General features: G+C 39.4%; 16 protein-coding genes. 2 read left to right on the forward strand and 14 right to left on the reverse strand.

Going from position 1 to position 15,488, the window contains the following annotated elements; translation table 11 throughout:
* Positions 1 to 22 precede the first annotated feature (22 nt).
* The 9 genes from MKX52_RS08845 to MKX52_RS08885 all read right to left on the reverse strand — a co-directional run bounded on the left by MKX52_RS08845 (position 23) and on the right by MKX52_RS08885 (position 7,593).
* Positions 23 to 289 carry a PTS sugar transporter subunit IIB gene (locus tag MKX52_RS08845; RefSeq protein WP_012010156.1) on the reverse strand — a complete coding sequence of 89 codons (267 nt, stop codon included), beginning with the start codon at positions 287 to 289 and terminating at the stop codon, positions 23 to 25.
* 15 nt (positions 290 to 304) lie between these two features.
* A complete protein-coding gene (locus MKX52_RS08850; RefSeq protein ID WP_342491826.1) occupies positions 305 to 2,350 on the reverse strand; it encodes a BglG family transcription antiterminator in 2,046 nt (681 codons plus the stop codon).
* 306 nt (positions 2,351 to 2,656) lie between these two features.
* Entirely contained in the window at positions 2,657 to 3,097 is a 441-nt protein-coding gene (locus MKX52_RS08855) for a rhs-associated protein (protein ID WP_144456515.1), read from the reverse strand.
* Positions 3,098 to 3,387: 290 nt separating this feature from the next.
* The gene (locus tag MKX52_RS08860; protein ID WP_342491827.1) at positions 3,388 to 3,486 is read right to left on the reverse strand and encodes a GNAT family N-acetyltransferase; all 99 of its coding nucleotides are present in this window, start codon (positions 3,484 to 3,486) and stop codon (positions 3,388 to 3,390) included.
* Between the two features lie 415 nt (positions 3,487 to 3,901).
* Complete coding sequence (locus tag MKX52_RS08865; protein ID WP_342491828.1) at positions 3,902 to 4,252, reverse strand: hypothetical protein; 351 nt, start codon at positions 4,250 to 4,252, stop codon at positions 3,902 to 3,904.
* A gap of 195 nt (positions 4,253 to 4,447) precedes the next feature.
* Complete coding sequence (locus tag MKX52_RS08870; protein WP_217014990.1) at positions 4,448 to 4,810, reverse strand: hypothetical protein; 363 nt, start codon at positions 4,808 to 4,810, stop codon at positions 4,448 to 4,450.
* 150 nt (positions 4,811 to 4,960) lie between these two features.
* Positions 4,961 to 5,320 carry a ribonuclease toxin immunity protein CdiI gene (gene cdiI, locus MKX52_RS08875; RefSeq protein ID WP_342491829.1) on the reverse strand — a complete coding sequence of 120 codons (360 nt, stop codon included), beginning with the start codon at positions 5,318 to 5,320 and terminating at the stop codon, positions 4,961 to 4,963.
* Between the two features lie 19 nt (positions 5,321 to 5,339).
* A complete protein-coding gene (locus MKX52_RS08880; RefSeq protein WP_342491881.1) occupies positions 5,340 to 7,007 on the reverse strand; it encodes a T7SS effector LXG polymorphic toxin in 1,668 nt (555 codons plus the stop codon).
* A gap of 166 nt (positions 7,008 to 7,173) precedes the next feature.
* Positions 7,174 to 7,593 (reverse strand): MarR family transcriptional regulator, encoded by a 420-nt coding sequence (locus tag MKX52_RS08885; protein ID WP_342491882.1) that lies wholly within the window; start codon positions 7,591 to 7,593, stop codon positions 7,174 to 7,176.
* A gap of 169 nt (positions 7,594 to 7,762) precedes the next feature.
* Between MKX52_RS08885 and MKX52_RS08890 the strand changes: the two genes are divergently transcribed.
* Positions 7,763 to 9,283, forward strand: a complete 1,521-nt coding sequence (locus MKX52_RS08890) for an MDR family MFS transporter (protein WP_342491830.1) — start codon at positions 7,763 to 7,765, stop codon at positions 9,281 to 9,283.
* Positions 9,284 to 9,322: 39 nt separating this feature from the next.
* Here the strand turns inward: MKX52_RS08890 and MKX52_RS08895 are convergent, their stop codons facing one another.
* The 5 genes from MKX52_RS08895 to MKX52_RS08915 all read right to left on the reverse strand — a co-directional run bounded on the left by MKX52_RS08895 (position 9,323) and on the right by MKX52_RS08915 (position 13,921).
* Positions 9,323 to 10,192, reverse strand: coding sequence for a class II fructose-bisphosphate aldolase (locus MKX52_RS08895; protein ID WP_342491831.1), 870 nt, complete (start codon positions 10,190 to 10,192; stop codon positions 9,323 to 9,325).
* Between the two features lie 2 nt (positions 10,193 to 10,194).
* Entirely contained in the window at positions 10,195 to 10,653 is a 459-nt protein-coding gene (locus tag MKX52_RS08900; RefSeq protein ID WP_251183472.1) for a fructose PTS transporter subunit IIA, read from the reverse strand.
* 15 nt (positions 10,654 to 10,668) lie between these two features.
* Positions 10,669 to 12,084 carry a PTS fructose transporter subunit IIBC gene (locus tag MKX52_RS08905; protein WP_342491832.1) on the reverse strand — a complete coding sequence of 472 codons (1,416 nt, stop codon included), beginning with the start codon at positions 12,082 to 12,084 and terminating at the stop codon, positions 10,669 to 10,671.
* Positions 12,085 to 12,096: 12 nt separating this feature from the next.
* Positions 12,097 to 13,014: a 1-phosphofructokinase gene (pfkB, locus tag MKX52_RS08910; protein WP_342491833.1), complete on the reverse strand. Its 918-nt coding sequence runs from the start codon at positions 13,012 to 13,014 to the stop codon at positions 12,097 to 12,099.
* A gap of 130 nt (positions 13,015 to 13,144) precedes the next feature.
* The gene (locus MKX52_RS08915) at positions 13,145 to 13,921 is read right to left on the reverse strand and encodes a MurR/RpiR family transcriptional regulator (RefSeq protein ID WP_012010170.1); all 777 of its coding nucleotides are present in this window, start codon (positions 13,919 to 13,921) and stop codon (positions 13,145 to 13,147) included.
* Positions 13,922 to 14,080: 159 nt separating this feature from the next.
* On the opposite strand from MKX52_RS08915, the gene MKX52_RS08920 reads away from it, so the two are divergent.
* Positions 14,081 to 15,487: a phospholipase D family protein gene (locus MKX52_RS08920; RefSeq protein WP_041815589.1), complete on the forward strand. Its 1,407-nt coding sequence runs from the start codon at positions 14,081 to 14,083 to the stop codon at positions 15,485 to 15,487.
* Position 15,488 lies beyond the last annotated feature (1 nt).

Here is a 15,488-nt window from a genome sequence, read left to right on the forward strand (position 1 = left end):
GTGAATCCCCCTTTTTCGTGGCTTATATGTGTTTGCGAAGGACGTCTTTAATGGCTTCCTGGTCTAATAAGTTATGTAATCCAGCAACCTGTCTTATGCCGTCATCCAGCTGATCGATAATGTCAGTGGCTCCAATATATAGATCAGCCAGTTCATTTTTACTTGTGCTGAGATCGGTATGATCCACTTCAGCTACAAGCCCTAACTCTTCTAATGCTTTCTTGACATTCATTTCTACGATAAAGCTGCTTCCTAATCCGTTTCCGCACACAACAAGAATTTTTTTCATTCTCTTTTTCCTCCTTTATTGTTGTGAAAATTGATCAACTAGTTTTTGCACCGATGCTAAATCCTTTGCTTCAATCAGTTGTTTCCTCCGTTTTTCATCACTTAACAGCATGGTCAGTTGTTTGAGTGCTTTCAGGTGAGTGATACTGTCAATGGCTGCTAGCACAATGATGAGACGAACCTGTTTTTTTTCATCCTTAGAGAAAAAAACAGGCTGTTCGAATGTCATGAGTGACATGCTTAATTCGTTGACGCCGTCCTCTGGTCTGGCATGTGGAATGGCTACCTGTGGTGCAATGACAATGTAAGGTCCATTTTGATCAACGGATTGAATCATGGCCTCCACATAACTTTTCTGAACGGCGTTTTGATCGAGTAAAGGCTGCGCTGCTTTTGTGATGGCCTCTTGCCACGTTTCTGCTGTTTGTTGGAGATCAATCGTGTTTTCTGTTAATAAATCGTTTAACACTGGTTTCCACCCTTTCTGATGGGATACATATGCGGGATGAAGTAGCTCTTTCAGATCTCGAAGCAGTGCTTTTTCATTTTTTACGATGGTATGCTGTTGAATGATGTTGAATAGAGCGTTCACATGCTGCTCGTCAACCTTCGTTTCTAAGCCGTTCCCGTATTGAAGTAATGTTTTTTTCTCATAGGCAGTTAAAATAGGATGAACGAGATGAACTGGTTTTCCTTTAAACGATATAGGTGTTGTGGACACAACAAAGTCGACATCAATAGATGACATTTCTTCATATGACCGCTTCGATAATAGATCACGCACTTCGATATAACCGATCAATTCGATAAGCTGTGTTTTCAGCATGTGACTTGTGCCAATTCCTTCCCCGCAAACAATGTATGCAGAACGCCGCACAATTGGCGAAATCCCTTCTCTTCTCATCCAACCACCAAAATGCATCGCTACGTAAGCAATTTCATGCTCACTTATCTTAGAGCAGGTCGCCTTTTCTAAATGGCATACGACCTTTTGAGTGATGTCAAACACCTCTGGCTGTGTTTTTTTAATAGATTCTGTTAATTCATTGTTGATATCAATGTGATAGATGAGTCTGTAATAGGCAGGGATGAGATGCATGGTTAAGTTTTGCTCCAAGGCTTCGTACTCTTCAAAGGAGATACATGCATACCGCTGAAAATCAAAAATCATTTGTCGGGCAATGGTGCGAATGAGATGCTCCTCTGATTTTTGACTTGATGGAAGCTTTTGTTTCTTGGCGCTGAGCCATAGCGTGCTAAGAAAATAGATTTCATCATCATGAACTTGAAGACCCGTTTCTTTTTGAATTCGTGCCATAAACCGAATCGCCGCCAAGCATTCATCAGTTTCCTGTAATGTACGCTTTTCTTCGTTTGAAAGGTGTATATCACGTCCTAGCTTCATCCGCTTAAAGTAGAAAAAGAGATCCAAAGACAGCTGATCCAGCATGTCATCAGCAAACTCTAGCTTAAGCTCTTGTTCTGACTGCTCGAGGAGATGTTTTAACCTGTTATATGAAATGGGCCCCTTTAACCAAAAAGATGAAAATGCTTTTTCGTTTTTTATCATGGTGCGAATGGAATGAATATAAGGTTTCAGAGCCAATCGAATCGCTCTTTCTTCTCCTGAAATCAAATAGCCACAGGCTGCCTGATAGTGAAGCGTGAGCTGCTGCTTTGAAAGTGCTTCTTTTAGCTGTTTCATATCTTCAAGCAGTGTATTTCTGCTCACTTTGGTGAGCTTCATCAAGTCATTTATTTTTAGATATTTCTCATTGCATGCAATCGATAAGAGCAGGATCGCTCTTCTTTCCTTTACACATGGTTCGTAATCGTGACCAACAAGAATCGTGTCAGCTTTTTGAATAATGACTTCTTTTTCATGTGGGTGTAAGTAGTAGCCAAGTTGATCTTTTCGCTGAACGCTACTAAGCTGATGAGTTTCCAGCCAGCTATTCATGCGTTTGATTTCAGAGTAGACGGTTCGAGTAGAGACATTCAGTCGATTCTGTAAATCTTCTATTGATAGATAAGATGTCGTATGAAGCAGCATAGATAGCAAAGTAGTGCCCCTTTTGGTTAAGTACAGTTGGAATTCCTCCTTTCTTCCCCTTTGGTTATAAGTCTAATCAACTCACATGCGTGAAAGAAGCCCAAATGTTTTCAGCAAATGCTGTGCAGTGATTGTGTGCTCTTCTCATAAGATAAACACACCTTTTAAGTGTGCTTTCATGCTTTTATACAAAGAGACCTTTCTCTTCTTTTACGTGTTTGAGGACCAATAAACACAAAAAACCTTGAATAAAGCCAATCAAGGTTTTTTTCACTTCTTATCATCTTTTATTTTTCCTATATGTGATGCTCAAAATTATTTTTTGTTTAAACTAAATCCAAAATCCAAATAGTCTTCAAATGAAATACAAATACACCAATCGCCTTCTAATGATATAAAGTAGTGGTGCTGCGGGATATCTAAAAAATAGACTAGTAACTCTTCTAGATGTCTTAATTCAAACTGGTAACCAAACTCTGTAAGGTTATCCCCTATGTAAATTACTTGTAAGTTATTAGCTAAATATCTTTCTTTTAATTCAGTTATAAATAGAAGAGCATCAGAAAGTAACGATTCATGATTTGAGCTCTTACTATGATGTTTATTGGTTTGTAACCAATCTATTTTTGAACCAGCAAAATCGAATTTTTGTTCTATTAAATCCAAAAAAATTTTTGGTTTTTTATTTACTTTGACATATTTAAGAAGATCTTTTAATCCCAAATCCTTTATTAGATCTTCATCATAAGAATTCAATAAAATTACTCCCTTTATCTAAAATATATTTTTTTAATGTTTTTCTTGTCAAAATCCGTTGGAATCGCTGTTTCGTCATCTTGTTGCAATCATTTCAGTGTACAAATTCATTGTAGCTTGCTGATCCGTCTCTGACAAAGCATATTGATATTTTTCACCGAGTTATATTAGCAAAACTTCATTCTTCTATTTTCAATCCAAATAATAAATATAGTGCTGAGTTGAAGAATCTATTGTCATCCCCATTTTTTCATACAATTGTTGTGCTTTTATATTAGAAGTCGCTGTTTCTAAACAGATAAGGCCCCTTTTTCGTTTGCAAATGAAAATGCTTTTTTCATCAATTGCTTACCTATCCCCTTTTGACGAAAATCGTTTATAACAATCAAATCATTTAAAATGAACGCATCCCCCTTCTAAACAGAGCAGCATTCTCTATGTATTATTAGAGGATGATTTTCTGTTTATTGTACCAACTTCATTCTCTTATGAAGAAGTTAAGCTGTTAAAGTGGCTTGTTGATTAGTCTTTTATATAAATGTCCTGCTATTTTATTGTTTAACATCTATATTCTGCAAAGGAATTTCTGATCTATATCAAAGAAAAAGATGTAAAGTATCCCCCTCATTCAAAAAAACTCACTATAAAAGCTGTGAGCGCCCACTTTTACTGGTCTTTATCATACGATGGGTCCCCATCCCCCTTTTGGTCGGTTTTTTCTCAATTTGAAGTCCAATAACACAAAAAACCTTGAAAGACATTAAGCCGATCAAAGTTTTTTTGCGTAATCTCATTAAAAATGAACTAATTTGAATTCATTTTTGAAAGAAAGTCTTGAAGAACTACTTTTACTGGTGAATTCGTAGTAGTAGCCACTACATGATTTACACGTTCTAAAATTTGAGGTTGCTTCAATATCAATTTCTTGCCTTCTTCAATTGGGAAACTTCTCAAAGTATCAATACAAATCTCAAATAATTCGTTATCATTAGTATTCAACAAATCTATTAAAATATTTAACTCATATTCATTGCACTCATTATCCAGACAATAAGCGATTTTACGCTGCCACTCTATTGATTTATTAAGAACCTGATTTGATAGTTCTTCCCAGTCGTTTAGGCTAAAATCAGAGATTATCTCACTAGCAATCAAACACCCGTCATCATACCATGAATCTACTGTTGGCAGATAAAAGATTATCTAATTCTCTAAACATATTGAATCCCCTAATTATGAAATTACTCTGAGAACACATTCGAGTACCTACAGCCCCAAAAATTGATCATAAACGAGTAAAACTGAAGAAACTAGCGATGTTAATTTGTTAGTAATTAAGTATCTACTATTTTATTTCCACCAGTTGGATGTAATTTCTTTCAAATGAAATTCTATAAAATCAATCACTTTGGTATAGTCATCCGAGCTGAATTCCTGAATAGGATTGTCCCAATCTGTATTTTTAACTATTAGAACAATATAGTTACCATCAGAAGATAAATCGGGATACCATCCTAAATCCAACGTTATTGATGATTTTTCATGATAAAGTTGTAATAAACTTTCAGTGAACATAAACCATCTATCATCTTCTATTTCTAACTTTTTAGGGTCAATTTCCCTGAAATTATTATAACGTACAATCCAACCTTCAGTTATTCTTAAAGGATGAATGTTGAATACAGGGACTTCGAGTTTTATATTCCTTCTCATTTCCCTCCAACTTATTCATAAATTTGATAGTAATTTAAGTCCCAATTTATTATTTAGACTATAAATTATCAATTAGATTAATTATATTGTCTTTAATCATTCTACTAATTAATTCCTTAGTTGCTCAACTATTTTCAGAGGTTGCTTTTGTCAATTGGCCAATCTATATTTTTCAAATACCTTCCTTAACACCTCGCTAATAGGTTTCTTATCCTGAGGATACTCTGTAATGTACGTGTTACAGGCTTGCTCAAGATAATAGTAGAATGTTTGATAATCAACAATAACCTCATCATCATGAAGTGCAAATAGTACTCCATGAAAGGGCTCCTCGTCGGGTTCCAGATCATTTGGAAATGTGCAATCAACATCGTTAATTCCATAACCGACTCCCGTAGATAAATGCTGAACAATATTTACAAAGCTATCATCAGTAATGGCATTAAAAAAAGCCACCACAGGAAAATGTTCTTCTCTTAACATTTGAGTTTCTAAAATTTTTTTTAACATACTATCTGAATCCCCCCACCTATAATTCAGGATAAAACGAGGTCACTGCCCCATCCTTATCTGTATAACCTCTCCATTTTATACCTTTTCCATCATAACCTTCCCATTCTCTCCCTAAAACACCTTTTGAAGAAGCATTATTTACAGCTTCTTTTCCTCGTTTAATAAAATCTTCATCAGAAATTAACTTAGGATCATAAACAGTTTTATCAAATGGCTTTGCTTTCCATCCAATTTTTTGACCTGTTTTAGCATCTAAAGAAGGAACTTGGTAAGTTATTTTTTCCACTCCTGACAAAGCATCATGCTTCTTAACATTTAATATATTTACATCATTTTTCATAAATTCGTCTTTGTTATGCGCCCCACCAATTCCTCTTCTCCTTGGAACATTGGTATCAACTCTTCTTATATGATCTTCTAAGCTAGATGAGTACTTAACTTTTTCCCTACCCATAATTCCCATCTTCCCCCGAAAGCCTTTCGCCCCAAACGGCAAAAGCATTCCTAGCGCCGCATTCATACTCGCTTCCTGTTGCTCTTTCGAGATCTTATTCCCAAACATGTCTCTACCTGTAATTGCTTCGCTGAAGCCGTTTGTAGCAGTGAGTCCATATAAGCCTTTTTGCGATGTTTTTAAGGCGTCAAAGGATTTTTGCGATGTCTTGTAAATGTCGACTGCTTTGACTGCGGCTGAGGTGGCTTGGGTCGTTTTATAGACGGCTTTTCCGCCTTTGAAAATGCGTCCTGCCCAGCCGACGATTGGGATATAGCCTGCTGCTGCCATGCCGCCTGCGGCGACGCGCTGTCCTGCGGTAAGTTCTTCGCCTGTGATCGGGTCAACGCCTGTTGCGGCGCGTTTTGCATCATTCACGCCTGTCAGTTCATTGACGATATTTCCACCATAATCGAGGGCTTTTTCATACCAAGGACGATTTGCGAGTGCTTCTTGTTCTTTTGCAATCTCTCGGGCTTCCTGTTGTTCTTTTTTAATGTTGAGATATTCGGAAGTTTGCTTTTCAATATCGCTTTTTGCTTTGTAGATTTCGCTATTTTGATACGCTTTCTTGTCAAAATTCATTGGAGAAATCGCTTTTCCATCATTTGTGGCATTCATCATTTCTGCGTACAATGCCATTGTAGCTTGCTGCTCCGTTTCTGACAAAGCATATTCATCTTTTAAATTTTGATCAAGCTCTCTTAGATCTTTTACTGTCTTTTTTCGCTCGTCTTCCGCATCTGCAATTTTTTCATCAAAAGTTTGACTATCAAATACTTCTAGAGAAATGAGGTCGTCGATGTCTTGAAAAATCGTTTTAAGCGCCTTTTTTTGATCCTTTACAATGCTTTTGGCGTTTTTGATGCCCATATGTACTGCGTTATCTAAAAAGTGTTCTTCTACAAAGGTATCGCCGCCAAAGTTTGTATCATCTAGTGTCCCAGAAACACCTTTATGAAAGGCTTTTTGCTTATCGATAAAACTGATAAACATGTCAACATTTCCAGCCAGCTCTTTATAGAAACTTTTAATGTTATCGGCACCTTTCCCAGTGAAGTCATCACCGAGGTTGGCAACACCTTGTAATGCTTTTTTTAAATCGACCATTTGTTCGCGGAGTTCCTGGTAGTGTTTTGCCCTTGCGTCCATGGCATTTGTTAGTGCTTTTGCATCAAGTATCTTCCCCAGAAGAATTCACTCCTTCCTATTCATTGACAAGGTCAATTTTACCAATACAAAGTTTGTCATTAAATAGGAATATAGATACAAAAACAGTAATTAATATGTAAATGATCAGAATCGTATTCTCTCTATTTTATTTCAAAGAAAAGCATATCCTTAACATCGTGCTCTCTTACGATTTAGACTTAAGCAATTGTAGCTCTTGTTCCATTATTTCAGCTGCTTCGGTAATAAATTGAATGATTAAGTCTAATTCTTCTCGTTTGTATTCGTTTGTGAGTTGTTTAGTCGATGTCGATAAAGATTGGAAGAGTTCTTTTACTTGTGATTTCCCTGCCGTTAATGGAACGATGATGACTCTTCGTTTGTCTTTTGGGTCCTTTTCTCTTTTGGCGTATCCCGCTTTTTCAAGGCGGTCAATCAGAGCTGTGACCGCACCTGAGCTAAGACCTGTTTTTTCACTTAATTCTCCTGCAGTAAGAGGACCAAGTTCGTTTAATAAATCGGCTGATTTCAGGTCTGTTGGAAAAAGGCCAAGGGATTGTGCGGCTGCTTGGTGGAATAAAACCGTTCGTGTGGCGAGACGCCTCATTGTATGGATGATCAGGTTTGCTTTGTCTTCTGCGTCGTTCTTTATTGACAACTTGTTCTCCTCCCTTTAAAATAAATTATCTTGATCATCAAGATAAATGTTTTCTTCCTTTATATTTAAGTTGATCATAGCAAAAATAAGAAGAGAACGTAAGCAGGGGGTAAATGAAATGAATCATGTGGATAATGGTAAGGCATCCACTCGCTTTGTTGTCATCGGTTTGCTGTTAGGAATTTTCATGGCAGCGATGGACAATACCATTGTTGCAACAGCGATGGGAAGCATCGTAGCAGATTTGGGCAGTTTTGATAAATTTGCTTGGGTGACGGCTTCTTATATGGTGGCAGTAATGGCTGGAATGCCGATTTACGGAAAGCTTTCTGATATGTATGGTCGAAAGCGTTTTTTTCTGTTTGGACTTATTTTCTTTTTAATTGGATCTGCGCTGTGCGGTATCGCACAAACGATGGATCAACTCATTATTTACCGAGCCATTCAAGGGCTTGGAGGCGGTGCCCTTCTTCCAATCGCGTTTACAATCATCTTTGATATCTTCCCGCCTGAAAAGCGCGGAAAAATGTCCGGTATGTTTGGTGCAGTGTTTGGTTTATCGAGTGTACTAGGACCACTTTTAGGAGCTATTATCACAGATTCGATCGGTTGGCACTGGGTTTTCTATATTAACGTACCAATCGGTATTGTTAGTGTGTTCTTGATTGCCAGATACTACCGGGAATCGCTGGAACATCGGAAGCAGAAAATTGACTGGTCAGGTGCTATCACACTTGTTGTGGCGGTTGTGAGCTTGATGTTCGCTCTTGAGCTTGGCGGTAAATCTTATGCGTGGGATTCAGTGCAAATCCTCACACTTTTTGCTGTATTTCTTGTGTTCGGTACTATCTTCTTTATTGTTGAGCGTAAAGCGGAGGAACCGATTATTTCATTTTGGATGTTTAAAAATCGTTTATTTGCGACATCTCAAATTTTGGCGTTCTTATATGGCGGAACATTTATTATTCTTGCCGTCTTCATTCCTATTTTCGTTCAGGCGGTGTACGGTGAATCTGCGACAAGTGCAGGATTCATTTTAACGCCGATGATGATTGGGTCTGTCATTGGCAGTATGATTGGCGGAACGATGCAGACGAAAGTGCCTTTCAGACGTCTTATGGCGATCTCTGTTATCTCATTTTTCGCGGGAATGCTGCTGCTTGCCAATATGTCACCTGATACAGCTAGACTTTGGCTCACAATCTTTATGATGATATCAGGCTTTGGTGTCGGCTTCAGCTTCTCCCTTCTGCCGTCAGCTTCAATGAATGATCTTGCCCCTCGTTACCGAGGCAGTGCAAACTCGACCAATTCATTTATGAGATCACTTGGGATGACACTTGGTGTCACGATTTTTGGGACGATTCAAACCAATGTCCTATCGAATCGCTTAGCAGATGCCTTTAGCGGAATGAAAGGAGCCTCTTCTCAAATAGGGGATCCACAAGCCATTTTCCAAGAAGGTGCCCGTTCACAAATTCCGTCTGATATTTTAAATAAAGTCATCGATGCGATGTCACAAAGTATTACGTACGTATTTTTGATTGCGTTATTCCCTATTGCCCTTGCAGCGATTACGGTCCTGTTTATGGGAAATGCACGGGTACGCACTTCAAATGAAATGAAAGAAAACGAATAATGTGAAAAAGCAGAGCTTAAGCGGCTCTGCTTTTTTGTTTCACTGATAGAGAGGATGGGCTTTGCCCTCACTACCTACGATACGTATTTTCGATGTGACCATATCTTTTGCTGCTTGTTTTGCTTTTTGTAAATACATCCGTGGATCTAAGCTTTCGGGTTCGTTTGAGAAATGGTCACGGATGGCTTCAGAGTACGCATTTTTCAATTCAGTTGAGACATTGACCTTTGCCATACCAAGAGCCACACATCGTCTGACGTCTTCATCCGGAACAGCGGAACCGCCGTGCAGAACAAGGGGAACATCGACGAGCGATGCAATTTGTTCAATACGGTCAAAGTCAATATCCGGTACCCCTTTATAAATGCCGTGTGCCGTACCAATTGCAGGCGCTAAAGTTGGTACACCAGTTTCTGCTACAAATTGACGGCATTCTGATGGAACGGCTTTTTCAGCATCCTTTTCATCGACAACGATATCATCTTCGACACCGCCTACCTTGCCTAATTCTGCTTCAACATTCATCCCTACTTTTAATGCGAGGTCTACCACTTCTTTTGTGCGGCGAACATTTTCTTCATATGAGTGCATCGATGCATCGATCATGACAGATGTATATCCCGCTCGAATACAGGTGAGAATCACATCAAAATCCGTACAGTGATCGAGGTGCAGGCCGATTGGGATTTGATATTGATCAGCCGCAGCCTTGACTGTATCTGCAATCGCTTTTGCTCCAAGAGATTGAACGGTTCCAACCGTTGTTTGCAATATGACAGGCGATTTTAATTCTGCGGCCGTTTCGAGCACCCAATAAATACTGTCAAAGGAATGTACGTTGAATGCAACGATTCCGTATTTTTCTTTTTTCGCAGTCTCAAGCATTGGTGTTGTTGATAGTAAAGGCATGATCAAACATCCTCTCTCGTTAAAATATCTGTTTCTAAAACAGTCAGCATGTCTTCATTTGTTCTTGTTTCTAGCAGCTTTTGGCGTTTTGTTTCATCCATTAATCCTCGAGAAAGGGCAGAAAGAGCCTTTAGATGAGTGGTCCCTGCTTCACTTTTGGGGATCAGTAAGGATAAGAAGAAAAAGCAAGGCTTCCCATCAAAAGCGTCCCATTCAATACCTGTTTCCGTGCGTACGATCACAAGTGCTGGTTTTGTGATGGCGTCTGTTTGTGTATGCGGAATCGCAAATCCATCTTGAAATCCAGTTGTGCTTAGTGCTTCTCTTTCAGCTAAGCCTTTTTTAACATCCTCTGGTGATGTACAAATACCTGCTTTGTAAGCAATGTCAGCAATGGCTGCGAAAACGCCAGCCTGTGACGACGCGGTTTCATGAAGATTCATATAAATATGTTCCATCATTTCTCTTCCTCCCTATTAAACTGCGGGTTTGTCTATTTTTTTACGATAAAGTCCGTATAGAATGGCACCTACAAGTGATCCGATCAGTATGGATAGGACCCACTGGAATGCACCTGTGACGACTGGAAGGACAAGGAACCCGCCATGCGGAGCTGGAACCTGTACGCCAAAGAGATACGTCAATATAGCAGAGATGGCAGAACCAAACATGATAATTGGCAGGACAACGACTGGGTTTTTGGCTGCAAATGGGATGGCCCCTTCTGTTATATGTGTCGCTCCTAGAATATAGTTGATCGCCCCTGCATTTCGTTCTTGCGGTGTGAAATGTTTTCGGAAAATCGTTGTGGCAATCGCAATGATAAGCGGCGGTGTGATACATGCTGCTGACACACCTGCCATGAAGTAAAGGTTACCTTCTGCAAGTAAAGCCGTTCCTGTGACATAGGCTGCTTTGTTAAAAGGTCCTCCCATATCAAATCCACACATCGCTCCAACAATTAAACCTAAGAGCAGCGGATTCGTGGATTGAACTGCTGAAAGAAAATCCATTAATGAATTATTTAAGCCTGTGATTGGAACTAATAGAGGTGTCATCACAGCCCCAATTAAGAAAATACCAATGACAGGATAGATGAAGATTGATTTTAATCCATCAAGTGATGCAGGTAATTTTTGAAGCAGGAATTGAAGAAGTATGATAATATACCCTGCTGCAAAACCTGCGATAATACCACCTAAGAATCCAGCGCCTCCATCGTTTGCAAGCAAGCCGCCGATAAATCCGACAACCATCCCTGGGCGTTTGGCGATTGAATCAGCGATAAATGCTGCTAAAATAGGCACCATTAAGCTAAAGCCGAGTCCGCCAATATTTTTCAAGTAGGCAGCAAACGGATGATACGTTTCATGCTGAGGATCAGCTGAGTAAATACCGAATAGAAAAGATAAAGCAATTAAGACCCCTCCCCCAACAACAAATGGAAGCATGTGTGATACACCGTTCATTAAATGTTTGTAGATGGTGTGTATCCACTTATTCGACGACTTTTGTTGAGATGGTGAAGGCGCAGATGTTTTTTCTGTTCCAGAAGCTCTTCCTTTCACTTGATGAACGGGCGCTTCTCCATTGATAATGCCTTGGATCAATTCATTTGGCGTGCGGATTCCCTTCGCTACAGGCACTTCAATCAGTGGTTTTCCGTGAAAACGATCTGTATTCACATCTTTGTCAGCTGCGACAATGACCCCGTCTGCCTCCAGAATGTCTTGATCAGTTAAAGCGTTTTCAATTCCTACTTGACCATGCGTTTCAACTTTGATGTCAACCCCTAGTTGCTCAGCAGCTATTTTTAATGCCTCAGCTGCCATAAACGTGTGTGCAATGCCTGTTGGACAGCCAGTTGCAGCGACTATTTTTTTGCGGCTCATGTCTATTCCCCCTTATATCTTGTCAATGTGTACTTGATCAATTAATGAATGAATGTCATGTAAATCACTTAAGCCTTTAGAAAATGCAGTAGATGCGCCTGTTGCAATACCGTAACGTAAGCATTCTTCCAGTGAATGACCTTCAAGCTGTTTACTAAGAAAGGCTGCGAGCATTGCATCTCCAGAGCAAGCTGTGTTTACCACAGTGCCTGTTGGCGCGTTTCCTTTTAAGACAGCGTCTTTCGTAATGAACAAAGCCCCTTCTCCCCCGCGGGAAATCAGCACTTGCTCTGCACCCATCTCAATGAGTTTTTCTCCTGATTGAATGAGTTCTTTTTCTGACATAGGATGTGTTTTGCCGAAAAAAGCAGCGATTTCTTCTTCATTCGGTTTTAATAAATAAGGCTTGTATTGAAGTGTCTCAAGAACTGCCGCGGAGCTTGTGTCTAAAATAAACTTCACGTTGTTCTGATGACAAATAGCTGCTACTTCTGAAAAAATGCTGGCTGGTACGCCCCTTGGCAGGCTACCTGACATAATCAGGATGTCCCCCTGCGGGATGGCCGCTATTTTTTCATCACGAAAGGCATGAAGTGCTTTTTCTTCAATCGCAGGTCCTTGGTTCACGAGCTTGTATTCTTCTGTCGTATTAATAAAAACATTAATGCGTGTAATTCCTTCAACTGAGATAAAATCAGTTTGAATAGAAAGGTCCTTTAAAGATTGTTCAATATAAGAGCCTGAAAACCCAGCAATAAATCCTAATGCAGTGCTTGTGAATCCATATTTCTTTAGCATAATGGAGACATTGACTCCCTTGCCATTTGGCTGATAATCTTCATCTTCTGTGCGGTTGACTGCATTTGCCTTCATTTCTTTTAATGCAATATATAGGTCAATCGCAGGATTTAAGGTGCAGGTATATATCAATTGGTTTCACCTTCTTTCTTTTCTCTAAAGAAAGTATCTCATACGCTGGAGTGAAAATGTTTTCAGATTGTGTAAAGGTTTTCATCATAAAAAGCCTTCCAGATCAAAGTCTCGAAGGCTTTTTTATCGGTTATTTCATTCGAATCACGTAGGCATCTAGTAAAATGCGGGCGATGACATGAAGAGACAGGCGCGATCTGACCTCATAATCTGGAAAGAAAGATTGTTCGCCTTTATATCCGACTAGAGTCATATCTGATATTTTGCTTAATGTAGAATCTATTCTTGTTGTGACGGTAATGGTCGTGACTTGCTTCATGCTAAGATTTTGACACGCTTCAACGAGCTCTGCTGTTTCGCCATTTAATGAAACAAAGATCGCAAGTTCGTTTTTATCGATGTCTCTTGATTTCAGCCGAATGATATTCGGGTCGTCGTGCACTTCGCATGTTTTTCCGATGAGCTGTAATTTAATGGTCATTTCTTTGGCAATCATTTCTGAGAAGCCTCTACCGAAAATATAAATTTTCTCGGCATTATGTATTTTTTGAACGGCATCTTCAATTTGCCCAATACTTTGCAGCTGGATCGTCTTTAAAACCTCTTCTTCATTTTTCCGAATCGCTAGTTTGATGTCTTCATCAATATTTTTGAGCTGGTCGCTTGCATCCGTCATTTTCTTTTCTTGTTTCAAACGATATTTAAAGGATGTATAGCCGTTGTAGCCGATTTTTTTCATCAGTCTGACAATTGTGGCTGTCGACACATTCGCCCTTTCACTCAAGGTGACGATGGATAAGGTGGAGATATCCTCTAAATGCTGGTGAATATAATGGAGTAAATAACGTTCTGTTTCACTTAATGTTTGATACACTTCGCTTGGAATGTTAAATAGTGGTTCATTCAATTCGATTCCCCCTTACTCATTTCATACTATAATTAATTACCCAATAAAAACAAGCTGATTCTTTTGTCATATATTTTATTAGATAGCCAAAATGAGTGAAATTTGAATTTTGACATACACTAAGGAAAAGTTGTGTCTGTGTGAAAGGAGCTGATCATGATGCTTCATCTTTTGTTTTATCTCATCCTTCTTTATGTCGTCTATGTATTTTTGACCGCATTTGTTTTGTTTTACTTACCGGTTCGAAAAACATGCAAAGAACATTGCATTTATAAAGCCTCTTCTATCTCAGGAGACGATCAGGGGACAAATCAAGTGATGCTTCTTGACGACGGGTTTGAATCTGGTCAGGTGAGGGTCCAAATGATTCGTGAGGCAAAGAAGATCATCCGCCTCAGTTACTACTCTATTCAAAAGGGAAAAACAGCCGAGTGGACATTAGGTGCTTTAATTGAAGCAGCTGATCGAGGTGTGAAAGTGCAATTGTTGTTAGATGGCATCTGTCACAGTTTGCGCGGGCCGCTGAAGCATTTGCGCTATGCGGTAGCAAATCACCCTAATATGGCGATTCGTTTTTATGAGCCCTTTCGTTTGTTCAAACCATGGACGTGGCATAATCGGCTACACGATAAGCTAATACTAGCAGATGGCCGAGTGGCTGTGATGGGCGGAAGAAATATTGGTGATAAATACTTTGCAGATCAGCCGCCGAAAGACTTTGCTTTTGACCGTGATGTGCTGCTCTATAACGCAAAAAAAGGAAAAGTGTTAGATGAAATGGAGCAATATTTCGTTTATTTATGGAATCATGATTTTACGAAAAGAACAAAAGATGTGTTTTCCAAGGCAAAAGCAAAAAAAGGGTTAAAGCTAAGAAAACAGCTGCTCAGATCATACCAAGAAGCCGTGCGCACGAAAGAACCTTTTGTGATGTCGTCTTTTAATTGGGCAGCAGATACCACTTCTGTGAAACAGATTGCCTTTTTTACAAATCCTGTGGAACGGTTTAATAAGCGGCCACTTGTGCTGAAAAAACTGAACGATCTTGCGCACCGGGCAAAGCGTTCTGTGCTCATACAGACGCCTTATGTCATTCCAACACGCCCGATGAAATCCGGACTCACTCCCTTACCTAATGAGATCCAGACGACAGTGGTGACGAATTCTCTTACGGCGACGCCAAATCCATTAGCCTTTGCTGGATATTTAAGTACAAAAAAGGAATTGATGAAAACAGGCGTTCATTTGTATGAATACGAAGGTCCATATTCCATTCATGCGAAATCAATGGTGATTGATGATTATTTGAGTATTATTGGGACATATAACTTAGATGCGAGGTCTAGTTTTTTAAACACTGAGTCAATTTTGGTCATTGACAGTGCCCCGTTTGCGTTATCACTTACACAAGCAATTGAACGAAAAATTGCCTATAGTTATCTCGTTGCTAAAGATCGAACTGTCTACCAGACGAACGCTTATGGACAGAAAAAAAAGCCTTTGATGAAAAGGCTCCTGTTAAATGGATTATCCGCGATAACGGTTTTATGGCGGCGATTGATATAAA

The sequence above is a fragment of the Bacillus sp. FSL R5-0422 genome (assembly GCF_038610765.1).
Taxonomy (GTDB): domain Bacteria; phylum Bacillota; class Bacilli; order Bacillales; family Bacillaceae; genus Bacillus; species Bacillus pumilus_O.

What these genes read in the sequence shown, in the direction of transcription:
- MKX52_RS08845 (WP_012010156.1), bottom strand. Translation starts at nt 289, where the DNA reads ATGAAAAAAATTCTTGTTGTGTGCGGAAACGGATTAGGAAGCAGCTTT.
- MKX52_RS08870 (WP_217014990.1), bottom strand. Translation starts at nt 4,810, where the DNA reads ATGAGAAGGAATATAAAACTCGAAGTCCCTGTATTCAACATTCATCCT.
- cdiI (WP_342491829.1), bottom strand. Translation starts at nt 5,320, where the DNA reads ATGTTAAAAAAAATTTTAGAAACTCAAATGTTAAGAGAAGAACATTTT.
- MKX52_RS08885 (WP_342491882.1), bottom strand. Translation starts at nt 7,593, where the DNA reads ATGAGGCGTCTCGCCACACGAACGGTTTTATTCCACCAAGCAGCCGCA.
- MKX52_RS08890 (WP_342491830.1), top strand. Translation starts at nt 7,763, where the DNA reads ATGAATCATGTGGATAATGGTAAGGCATCCACTCGCTTTGTTGTCATC.
- MKX52_RS08895 (WP_342491831.1), bottom strand. Translation starts at nt 10,192, where the DNA reads ATGCCTTTACTATCAACAACACCAATGCTTGAGACTGCGAAAAAAGAA.
- MKX52_RS08900 (WP_251183472.1), bottom strand. Translation starts at nt 10,653, where the DNA reads ATGATGGAACATATTTATATGAATCTTCATGAAACCGCGTCGTCACAG.
- MKX52_RS08905 (WP_342491832.1), bottom strand. Translation starts at nt 12,084, where the DNA reads ATGAGCCGCAAAAAAATAGTCGCTGCAACTGGCTGTCCAACAGGCATT.
- MKX52_RS08920 (WP_041815589.1), top strand. Translation starts at nt 14,081, where the DNA reads ATGCTTCATCTTTTGTTTTATCTCATCCTTCTTTATGTCGTCTATGTA.